Genomic DNA, 11,084 nt, shown 5'->3' with positions numbered 1-11,084 from the left:
GATAATACTAGACCAAACCAAAAGAAGTCAAGCTGTATCCTTAACAAGGGAACAATCAAACTAGGAGCCGTGTGAGGTGAAAGTCTCATGCACGGTTCTGAATGGGAGGGGAGGTCGGTGACGATTTTCTCGACCCCTAATGTAAAATACAAGTAGTGGGTGATGGCGAAACTCTACTATCGTGGCATGGCAGAGCAAAACAACAGACCCAAAATTGGTCGTAGTGCCAGATTATTAGGGGTTAGACCTAATATCGATATAAACATTCAGCAAATGCCAGTAGGTTGCCTAGATGAACAAAGCTATTTGTTACCAGAGCCACAGCGTAAGTTCCATGGCGCTCTTGTAACGGTTGCCATTAGGGACACAAAGGGAATGTCTGTTGCCCTATCCATTGAAGGTTTACCAGCATTTCGCAAACCTGCCAGTTTTGGTGGAACTGGCAAAGACCCTTTATGGCAAATTGACGATAGCCATATCACAGGGGATTTACAGGCTGTCCAAGATAGCCCAACTCACGTTAGCATCATGCCAAGAGTTACAATGGCTCTAGAAAAATACGAGGCAGCATTGGCAAACACCCAAAAATATTGGGAAAAGGTTGATTAGTGGCATACACACAATGGGAGGCTATCAAAATGGCATGGATATTTAGTCTATCGGCAGAATGTGGTTCGGATGAGAGCAACGCCCATAAATTTGCTCAGCATTTTGAGGGAGTATCATGGTTGCTGTCAACTGGTCGCCATTGCCAGTGTCACACAGATATATTCCAAGACATAGAAGAAAATTGGTGGTGTCGTGTTTCACCAAGTAATCTTAGCGAAGTGGGAATAGACAGCCCTGAAAGTGCATATTCAATGACAGAGTTAGGTATCTTACTATATCAGTCCCTACGATTTGCTCCCCCATTCCGTTATGCACTGGTTGGTGTTGAAGTCGATGAATTTAGAACTTACAGCGAGCTTATCGAAGAATCATCTAACTTATCTATCCCAGGACTGGTTTTAGCAAAACCACTCGAACAAGAGCTAGGAATATTGTCAGTATTGCGCCCCTTTAGTTCTAGTTATGTTTGGCAACCCTACGCAGGAGAAGTTTACAATCCGCTTATGGCATCCCAAAACTTAAAAAATAAGCTTAATGAACTGCTTAAGTTAACTTCACAAGCGAAGACGGCATAACTAGACCGTTACACTGCGCCCACTGTCAGTACGATCCCCATCGCTGTAGGGTGCGTTCCCTAATGTGGCTCCTACTGCTCCACCAATAGATTTTTGGGGAACGCACCATGCTAGAGGATTATAAAAATATTTGCCGTCGCACTCGATCCCATCGTGGCTGAGTTCAACCGTTATCGAGAAAAATAGTTAAATCCCGTCAAATTCCCCTAAAACTTTCACTTCTGGTTCTAACCAGAGGGACCAGCGATCGAACACTTGTTCCTGCACATGACGAATTAAACGCAGAATATCCGAGGCTTTTGCTGAACCAATATTCAGGATAAAATTAGCGTGTAATTCTGATACTTGCGCCCCACCAATTTGATAACCTTTTAATCCCATTTCTTCAATTAAAGCCCCAGCATATTGTGGTTTAGGATTGCGGAAAACACTACCACAACTAGGACGATCATAGGGTTGGGTACTTTTGCGATGGCGTAAATTATGGGTAGTAATTGCCATTATTTCCTCGCTATTATCGGTAGCTTCTAACTGAAATGTGGCTTCGATAACTAAACGTTGATCCCCTTGCAGAGAAGAACTGCGATAACTATAATTTAAATCTTCTTTGCTTAAAGTTTCTAACTGACCATCGGGATTTAATACCAGCGCCCGCACTAATCGATCCGCCACACAGGAGGTATGCGCCCCCGCATTCATCACCACAGCACCCCCCACCGTACCGGGGATACCCACTGCCCATTCTAAGCCTCTCCAGCCCCGTTTTGCCGCTCTCCAAGCTATTTTCGGCAGGGGTTCCCCCGCCGCTGCTGTAATCGTAGCAGTTTCGGCATCAAAACAACTCGATCGCAGATGACGAGTATTGAGGACAAGTCCGGGTAAACCTCGATCGCTGATTAGTAAATTTGAACCAGCCCCCAAAACAGTCAAGGGCAACCCTTGCGATTGCCACCAAGCGAACACTTCTCTTAATTCCTCTAGATTAACTGGTTCGGCATACCATTGCGCTCTTCCCCCCACCCGGTAGGAAGTGAAATCAGCTAGAGAAACAGAGGATTTAATCATAGGGTTTTAGGGGTTGGAAATTATAAATTATGAATTATGAATTATAACTTGGGGGTTGGGGAGATGGGGAGCAGAACGTAGGTTGGGTTGAAGCATGAAACCCAACGATCATGTTACTTATTTAGGGTCTGCTGAAAAAGTACGGGCGAAGCATTCGGATAGAAAATCTGCGGTTTCACCGATAGGTTATTGCCCGAATGCTTCGCCCCTACAGGACGCGGGCCGATGAAGACGCAAGGTTTTGAACGACGATTCTCTCAAAATCTTACACCTGTTTCGCAAGAAAAGCCACAAAACCCCTACCTTGCCTACATTTCACATTTATTCAGCAAACCCTATTTAATACTGCTCACTTAAAAACTCAAATCTGATAACTGATAACTGATCACTGATAACTGATAACTGAATCTATACTCTAACTGCTAATTGTTCGCAGTAAAGAGAGAGCATTTCGGGAATAACTTGATTGAGATTGCCAGCGCCGAGGAACAGAGCTAAATCGCCGGGTTGGAGAATTTCTAACAGGAATTGACCTAAAGAACTCAATTCGGGGTGATAGTAGGCGTTTTTATGGTGTTTTTTCACCTGTTCAGCCACTTGCTGCCCGGTGACGTGATTGATATTCACTTCCCCGGCACTATAAATATCCGTTAAGACTACCACATCGGCGGAACTGAAAGCGGAGCCAAATTCCTCTAAAAAGGTAGTGGTGCGACTGTAGCGATGGGGTTGGAAAATAGCGATCGAACGTTGGTACTGTTTGCCTTCTACCTTCAATTTTGCCGCCGCTAAAGTGGCTAACAATTCGCTAGGATGGTGGGCATAATCATCAATAAAAGTAATGCCATTTGCTTCTCCCTTGTGTTCAAAACGGCGTTTTGCCCCGGCAAAAGTAGCGATCGCATCGGCAATAACAGCAAATTCTAAACCGAGATAACGTCCGATAGCAACCACTGCCAAAGCATTACTAATATTATGTTGCCCCGGGATTTTCACTTCCATTTGTCCCAGATAACTGCCTTTTTCCCAGACGGAAGCTTTCATCATTCCCTGTTCATAGATAATCTCGCTGACGGTGTAATCCGCACCTTTTTCGGGATCGAGACTATAACTAATTGTCGGACGGAAATGCTCGGCGATCGTGTCACAATCTAAACAAGCGACTAAAATCTGGCACTGATGGGCAAATTCATGGAAAGTATCGATAACTTCGCTTAAATTCTGGTAATGATCCGGGTGATCTAGCTCAATATTAGTGATTACGCCGATTTTTGGGGCGTGCTTGGTTAAGGAACCATCGGACTCATCGGCCTCGGCCACTAAAAAACGACCTTGACCAAGACGAGCGTTACCTTCCCAAGCGTCCACCTCACCACCGACAATGATCGTGGGGTCTAATCCCGCTTCTAACAAAACGTAACCGATTAAGCTGCTAGTGGTGGTTTTTCCGTGGGTTCCAGCAACGGCGATACTGTCGTAATCAGCGATTAAAGCCGCTAAAACGTCGCTACGGTGAAAAATTGGGTATCCTAAGTCTCTGGCCGCTCGATATTCCTTGTTATGGTCATTAATCGCCGTGGAGCAGATTACTTGCGGAACTGTTTGGCTACTGTTTTGAGGGCCGGGAGAATGAAATAAAGCTAAATTATTTGCCTCTTGACGGTGGAAAATGTGCGCTCCCGCTCCCTGTAGCCGTTGGGTGATATGAGTAGGACGTAAATCGGAGCCAGACACAGGTAAATTGCGCTTGGCTAAGATATAAGCGAGGGCTGACATCCCAATACCGCCAATACCGATAAAATGGAAAGGTTGGCCGTTAAAATTAACTTTTTTCACTTTTTTCACTCCTCAGACCCACAATTATATAAGTTTTAAACTCGATCGGTAGTAAAGTCAACCTCATGATAGGGGCATTTGAGCAGAATTCCCAAGTGTTGCCCAGTCACCTTGCAACATCCTTGACGCAGAATTAAAATTTTTTCTCCCAATTCCCTTTTTTTGGGGTGTGGGGTGTGACCCCCCCAACCCCCCCGACATCGGGGGGGTTGGGGAGGTGGGGAGAATAAATAAAAATAGTCTCCTGTCTCCCGTCTCGGAGTCTCCTGTCTCCTATCTCCCGACTCCTGAATGGTGATGTAATAAATTATTTTCGATCGGGATCGTAAAGTTCAACCTTTAAGGTATGATTGGGAACATTAATTATTTTTTTATGTATTGCACTAAAAGGTAGAGGGCAAGCAGCAGTGATTAGAGTAGCGATCAATGGTTTCGGACGGATTGGACGTAATTTCCTAAGATGTTGGTTAGGACGGACTAATAGTGGCTTGGAGGTAGTGGGGATCAATGATACATCCGATCCCCGGAGTAACGCTCACCTGCTCAAATATGACTCGATGTTAGGCAAACTTAACGCTAATATCGATGCCGATGATAATTCTTTAATTGTTAACGGTAAAACCATTAAATGTTATTCCGATCGCAATCCCCTCAATCTGCCCTGGGCAGAATGGGGTGTAGATCTAGTGATCGAAGCTACCGGTGTTTTCGTCGATGAAGAGGGCGCTTCTAAGCATATTGTCGCAGGAGCTAAAAAAGTCCTCATTACCGCACCGGGTAAAGGTTCGGGTGTGGGAACCTATGTCGTCGGTGTCAACGCTCACGAATACGAACACGATAAATACAATGTCATCAGCAATGCCAGTTGTACCACCAACTGTCTTGCTCCTGTCGTCAAAGTGATTCACGAAAACTTCGGCATCATCAAAGGGACGATGACCACCACCCACAGTTACACTGGTGATCAACGCATTCTCGATGCTAGTCACCGGGATCTCCGTCGCGCTCGCGCCGCTGCCGTTAACATCGTTCCCACCTCCACCGGTGCTGCCAAAGCTGTAGCCTTAGTTATCCCCGAAATGAAAGGGAAACTTAACGGTATCGCCCTGCGTGTACCCACTCCTAACGTTTCTGTAGTGGATTTAGTCGCGCAAGTGGAAAAAAGCACGATCGCGGAACAGGTAAACGAAGTTCTCAAAGAAGCTGCGGAAAATTCTTTGAAAGGAATTCTCGAATATAATGATTTACCCCTCGTTTCCTCTGATTATCGCGGTGTTGATGCCTCCTCGATCATCGATGCTAGTCTAACGATGGTGATGGGTGGCGATATGGTGAAAGTTATCGCTTGGTACGATAACGAATGGGGTTACTCCCAACGCGTGGTTGATCTCGCTGAAGTCGTCGCCAGCAAGTGGAAAGGCTAAATCAGTTATCAGTAAACAGTAATCAGTGAACAGTGGGCGTTAATTAGGAGTCAGGAGTGGTTAGTGGTTAGTGATAACTGATAACTGACTAACTGTTAACTGATAAGTGATAAATTCTCACTAAAAAAGCGCCGATAGATTCCCTCTGTCACCAATTGAGCGGTGATTAGGTTAGCTAGGGCAATCATAAACAGGATCAGTATCTGGTAGGAAGCGGCGTTTAAAGGTTCACTTCCTGCCAATACCTGTCCGGTGAACATTCCGGGTAAACTGACTAAACCCACCACCATCATCTGATTGAGGGTGGGGATTAAACTAGCTCGAATCGCCGCTTTTTGATAATCTGCGATCGCTTGTTGAGGGGTTGCCCCCAAACAAAGATGGGTTTCGATTTCTAAACGGTGACTTTTAATCGCACTGCTTAATCTTTCCCCGGCTAAAGAGGCACTATTCATCGCTTGCCCTAACACCATCCCTGTCAAGGGAATTAAGTATTGGGGTGAGTACCATTGTTCTGGTTGAATAATTAAAGCGATCGCATAACCTAAAGTTAGACAGCTACTAATCAATAAAGAGCCGAAAACTAGCGGTAATAAGCCTTTATCCCGGCTATCAATGCGATTTTTAGCAACAATAGTCGCAATAGTCATCATCACTGCCAAAATCCCCAGCACAGCTAGAGGATTATCCAGGGAAAAAATAACGGCGATAACGTAGCCTACCACTAATAATTGCAGGATCGATCGACCAGTCGCCAATAATAATTGTCCCTCTAGGGCTAAATTTGACCAACGGGAGAGGATTAAACAAATACCCATCATCCCCAAAGCCCAACCCAAATCCACCAGATTTAGTTCTACTAATCCATCCATAAAAATAAAAGAAACAAATTACAACAATACTTCATCTATAGATAGCAAGTTTATAATTATTTTTGACTAATTATTCCTTTTTTTCCCCAACAAATCCCGATTAGTCTCTAATTTTGAGTGAAAGCGCGTGAGTAAAATTCCCCCCGTCGATTTATCCCGTCAATACCAAGTCATCAGCGAAGAAGCTAACCATGCCGTTTTAGAAATTCTCCGTTCTGGGCGCTATATTGGCGGTGAAGCTGTGAGCGAATTAGAACGACAATTTGCCCTCTATCACGGTGTTAGCGATTGTGTTGCCTGTAATTCGGGAACCGATGCCCTTTATCTGGCACTGCGCTCCCTCGGTATTCAAGCGGGGGATGAAGTAATTACTTCCACTTTTTCGTTTATTGCCACCGCCGAAGCGATTAATTTAGTCGGAGCAGTGCCGGTTTTTGTCGATATCGATATTAATACTTTTAACCTCGATGTGGCACTGTTGGAAAAAGCGCTTACTCCCCAGACTAAAGCGATTATCCCCGTACACCTTTTTGGGCAATCTGTCAATATGTCTGAGGTGGTAAATTTGGCTCGTTCCCATGATTTATTTGTAATTGAGGATTGCGCTCAGGCAACGGGAGCAGAATGGCATGGGCAGAAAGTGGGGAGTATCGGCGATATTGGCTGTTTTAGCTTCTTTCCCACCAAAAATTTAGGCGGTTGTGGCGATGGTGGCGCAATTACCACCAATAACCCCGAGTTAGCGGCACAAATTCGCATGATTAAAGAACATGGGAGCAAGGTGCGTTATTTTCATGAGGTAATCGGTGTCAATAGCCGCTTAGATGCCATTCAAGCGGTTATTTTGCAAATTAAGCTGAAATATCTCGATTTTTGGAATAATCAACGGATCGAGATTGCCCAACGTTATCGAGAATTACTGCAACCTTTGCCTAATATCACTTTACCTACCGCTTTAGCCGGAGGTAAGCACGTTTGGAATCAGTACACAATCCTAACGGAAAATCGTGACCAAATTCGGGCAGCTTTGCAGGAAAAAGATGTCCTATCCATGGTTTATTATCCGATTCCCCTACATTTACAGCCGGTTTATCAGTATTTAGGCTATAAAAAAGGTGATTTACCCATGGCTGAATTGGCCAGTGAAAAAGTGTTATCTTTGCCTATGTTCCCCGATTTAAGCTGCGAGGAACAACAACAGGTAGCCTATGCGCTGAAAGATTGTTTGCATAGTTCCTGAGTTATCAGTGGGAATTATGAATTATGAATTATGAATTATGTAGGTAGGTGTTAAAAATTGTCAGATTCCCCCCTGATCAAGGGGGGACAATTTGGGTGCATCTCAATTGATGGTATAGTAGTCGTTACTTCTATGTGATGGTAATAGTTACTACCGTCGTACCGTCTGGTTTCTTTTCTGTTTTGATTTCGACTTTACCTTCTCCGCATCCGCCCATGATATTTCGGTAATCGTATTCTGTAATATCTTGAACTTGATCGTATTCTGAATTGACAAGAACCAAATCAGTAATTTGAAGTTGGGACATTGGAATTATACTCCTAATTAAGAAAAAAGTAGTTGGCTTGAGATTGGGTTTACCTCACTCATCTGTTTCTATATTAATCGCTCTACCAGCAGATGACAACCCCCTGGAAGGATGATTTTTGAACATAATTATAGTATTTATATTCAATTTTCAAGGACAGTCCCCAACGAGAAAATAAGGGTTTCCGGTTATTTCGCCAGCAACTTTGAGATGAAAACTGAGTTTTGCCCCCTAAATCCTGAACATAAATCAACTATTTATGTGTTTCCATTCAATTAATTTCTAAGCGCGAGACCACGGTGCGCCCCTACCATTGGCGCGATAATATGATCGTAGGGGCGAATTGCGTTCGCCCTCTTCAAAAACCTGGCATTTTTATTGGCGATCGCAAGGCTCTGATTCATCAGCCCGCGTCCTGTAGGGGCGAAGCATTCGGGCATAACCTATCGCTGAAACCATAGATTTTCTATCCGAATGCTTCGCCCGTACTTTTTCAGCAAACCCTAATTAAGCAGTTAAATCGATTAACTTTTGTTTTAAAGTTTCCAATCCGAGGCGACGAATAGCCGAGATAAAAACAGCTTGGGGATATTTTTCCTTCGCTATTTCCAAATCGTCGCTTTTTACCTGATCCAACTTATTAAACACCATTAACATCGGACCGGTTTGAATCGGCATCTGCGAGAGGATTTTTAACACCGAGGCAATCTGACTTTCCCAAGCTGGATGGGAGAGATCCACCAGATGGAGTAATGCTTCTGCTTCCGTTACTTCCTCTAAAGTTGCCCGAAAAGCATCCACCAGCGAGGGGGGTAATTCGTGGATAAAACCCACCGTATCGGTTAGTAACAGGGTGTGAGACGCTTGGGTGAGGGGATCGGTAATAGTTAAGCGTCGGGTGGTGGGATCGAGGGTAGCAAACAGTTGATCGGCGGTATAAACTTCGGCAGCGGTGAGAGCATTAATTAAAGTAGATTTTCCCGCATTGGTGTAACCGACGATCGCTACACTGGCTACATCTTGTTTTTGCCTTTGTTTGCGTAAACGGGAACGATGAGCTTGCAGTTGATCCACCTCATCCTGGAGACGGGATAAACGACGTTGAATAGTTCGGCGTTCTGTTTCTAATTTTGTCTCCCCCGGTCCGCGAGTGCCAATTCCTCCCCCTAATCTCGACATGGCTAATCCGCGCCCCGTGAGACGGGGTAAAGTGTATTCTAATTGGGCTAATTCTACCTGTAGTTTACCCGCTTGCGATTGGGCCCGTTGGGCGAAAATATCCAGGATTACCTCGGTGCGATCGACCACTCTCACCCCGATTTGGTTCTCTAGATTGCGAATTTGGGCGGGAGAAAGGTCGCGATTGAATACAACTAAATTAGCCCCCGAAGTTTGCACCTGTAGGGCGATTTCTGCCACTTTTCCCGAACCGATCACTGTTTGAGGATGGGGATGATCCCGTTTTTGTCGGGTGACTTGCAAAACTTTACCCCCGGCGGTGTCAACTAAACGCTCTAATTCCCTTAAACCGTCCTCAAACTGGCGATCGCTCATATCGTCGGTCATTAAACCAACCAATAGCACCCGATCTTCGGCTGTATCAACGGTTATAGCCGTAAATTCTCGCTGAAACTCCGCCTCTAGTCCTTCCACTAACTCTAAAAAGTCCTGTTTGCTTAAATCCTCTAGATTTAAGGGCGGGGAGACAGACCAGTATATATTACTATTGACATTTGTTTGACTTTGTGGTATGAGATGCGCCAGATAGACTTGCTCCACATAACCGGTCGCCCCACCACCGCGACGGATCATGCCTGTGCCGGTTAGGGTTAAAATCACCAGTGCGTCTAATCTTTGCAGAGCCATGGCGGTTAAACTGGATTCTTTTGGCGGTTCCTGCTTGAGTTCCGTGGCGATGCAACGAATTCCGCAAAGACGTTCGGAACCGTAGCGGGGTAGTTCCAAGAGAGAAAATTGGGTTTGTCGGGGGGTTCCCACTCCCACACGAATTACCTGGCCGCGACGGTTGATATAGGTGCAGAGGGGTTGATGAATATCGGTACTGATGGCCGCCAGTCTTTGGGCGAATTCTGGGGTGGTGAGAGTATCGATAGGCAAGCGTTCATGGTACAGCCTTTGTAGCTGTTTCATCTGACTAGCTTTCAGTCCTTGGGTATTGCCGAAGATGGTATCGATAGGCTTTCCTCGCAATTAGGATTTTATCTATTATTTATTGTAGCGATTATGAGACTCGCTGCTCCTTGACAGCGTTTCTCATCAAGATGAAGTGTAACCTAATTTGCTGCTGATTCAGAAGTAGCGATGATGGCTTAACGCTTTACTTTCTTGGCCATTGTAGTCATGGATAAAATACCAAAGGGTTCCCCAAGGAGATTCTCCATTTTTTTAGAGAACGATAGACTCTCTCTCACTAACCGGAAAACCCGTTGTCGAAAAGTATTATTTAGGGTCTGCTGAAAAAGTTTGTTGGTGGGGGCAGGGTGTGGCCCCCCCAACCCTAGGGTTTTACCGATTTTGAGGTAGTCAGTTACCTAATTTTCAGGGAAAAAGTCCCGGAATTTTACCTCTGATCACTCCCAGTCCGGTACTTTTTGATTGACAAAAAGTCTAAAAGTCTTACCCAACAAGGTTTTTAGATTTATTCAGCACACCCTAGATAAAAACCAATAACTTCTCCAGTGTTTGTATCAATAGCCAATCAAATATATACCTTGACTTTTTGAGAGAATACGAAGGTTCATATCCCATCACCTTCCACCCTTATCTGACGGGGAACAGCCGCCAATTTATTATTGTTGACATAATTTTGTAACCATAGAAAACCCTACTTGACTATCTTGAGACGGATGATTCATTAGGGGTATTTCTAGACCATTTCTCTACTGTGAGAAGATACCTGGTGATCGCCGCTCTGGAATTAGCCAAGCAAATGCTGATCCTAAATCTGGTTATTAAAAACTGATTATTTATTCTCCCCTACCCCCCCCCTTGCCCTAGGGCTGTTTCATTCTCCGAATCTAATTCTTTTTTTGCTACCTTTAATCCCTTATAAGGTAAGCAAAGCACGACGTTTTTAAAAATTTTCAGCTATGTATTTCCGAGAAATCGACTAAAAACGTTGCCAGATAAGGATTT

The 11,084-nt window shown here is 44.6% G+C and carries 9 protein-coding genes and 1 pseudogene; 4 read left to right on the top strand and 6 right to left on the bottom strand.

Annotated elements, in window-relative coordinates:
- Positions 1–162: 162 nt before the first annotated feature.
- The gene (locus O9324_RS19700; protein WP_288141081.1) at positions 163–609 is read left to right on the top strand and encodes a Tse2 family ADP-ribosyltransferase toxin; all 447 of its coding nucleotides are present in this window, start codon (positions 163–165) and stop codon (positions 607–609) included.
- 29 nt (positions 610–638) lie between these two features.
- Positions 639–1,184, top strand: a complete 546-nt coding sequence (locus tag O9324_RS19695) for a hypothetical protein (protein WP_002789223.1) — start codon at positions 639–641, stop codon at positions 1,182–1,184.
- A 186-nt stretch (positions 1,185–1,370) separates the two neighbouring features.
- Here O9324_RS19695 and murB read toward each other — a convergent pair whose 3' ends face one another.
- Together murB and murC are read right to left on the bottom strand one after the other, a co-directional pair.
- Positions 1,371–2,249: a UDP-N-acetylmuramate dehydrogenase gene (murB, locus tag O9324_RS19690; protein WP_287628217.1), complete on the bottom strand. Its 879-nt coding sequence runs from the start codon at positions 2,247–2,249 to the stop codon at positions 1,371–1,373.
- 408 nt (positions 2,250–2,657) lie between these two features.
- Positions 2,658–4,085 carry a UDP-N-acetylmuramate--L-alanine ligase gene (gene murC, locus O9324_RS19685; RefSeq protein WP_287628216.1) on the bottom strand — a complete coding sequence of 476 codons (1,428 nt, stop codon included), beginning with the start codon at positions 4,083–4,085 and terminating at the stop codon, positions 2,658–2,660.
- A 407-nt stretch (positions 4,086–4,492) separates the two neighbouring features.
- On the opposite strand from murC, the gene O9324_RS19680 reads away from it, so the two are divergent.
- Complete coding sequence (locus O9324_RS19680) at positions 4,493–5,509, top strand: type I glyceraldehyde-3-phosphate dehydrogenase (RefSeq protein WP_012265625.1); 1,017 nt, start codon at positions 4,493–4,495, stop codon at positions 5,507–5,509.
- 95 nt (positions 5,510–5,604) lie between these two features.
- Here the strand turns inward: O9324_RS19680 and O9324_RS19675 are convergent, their stop codons facing one another.
- A complete protein-coding gene (locus O9324_RS19675; RefSeq protein WP_288141080.1) occupies positions 5,605–6,381 on the bottom strand; it encodes an ABC transporter permease in 777 nt (258 codons plus the stop codon).
- Between the two features lie 127 nt (positions 6,382–6,508).
- On the opposite strand from O9324_RS19675, the gene O9324_RS19670 reads away from it, so the two are divergent.
- On the top strand, positions 6,509–7,621 hold the full coding sequence (locus O9324_RS19670) for a DegT/DnrJ/EryC1/StrS family aminotransferase (protein WP_288141079.1): 1,113 nt from the start codon (positions 6,509–6,511) through the stop codon (positions 7,619–7,621).
- Between the two features lie 130 nt (positions 7,622–7,751).
- Here O9324_RS19670 and O9324_RS19665 read toward each other — a convergent pair whose 3' ends face one another.
- The 3 genes and pseudogenes from O9324_RS19665 to O9324_RS19655 all read right to left on the bottom strand — a co-directional run.
- Positions 7,752–7,928, bottom strand: coding sequence for a hypothetical protein (locus O9324_RS19665; RefSeq protein ID WP_288141078.1), 177 nt, complete (start codon positions 7,926–7,928; stop codon positions 7,752–7,754).
- 507 nt (positions 7,929–8,435) lie between these two features.
- Positions 8,436–10,139 (bottom strand): GTPase HflX, encoded by a 1,704-nt coding sequence (gene hflX / locus O9324_RS19660; RefSeq protein WP_288141077.1) that lies wholly within the window; start codon positions 10,137–10,139, stop codon positions 8,436–8,438.
- 99 nt (positions 10,140–10,238) lie between these two features.
- A pseudogene (locus tag O9324_RS19655) lies at positions 10,239–10,462 on the bottom strand (hypothetical protein); the annotation flags it as partial.
- Positions 10,463–11,084 lie beyond the last annotated feature (622 nt).

Origin of the sequence: Microcystis sp. LE19-84.1B (assembly GCF_027531875.1) — a bacterium.
In the GTDB taxonomy this organism is placed as follows: domain Bacteria; phylum Cyanobacteriota; class Cyanobacteriia; order Cyanobacteriales; family Microcystaceae; genus Microcystis; species Microcystis panniformis.
Note: the sequence above shows the minus strand (reverse complement) of the source record. Positions and strands in the feature narration are given on the sequence as shown.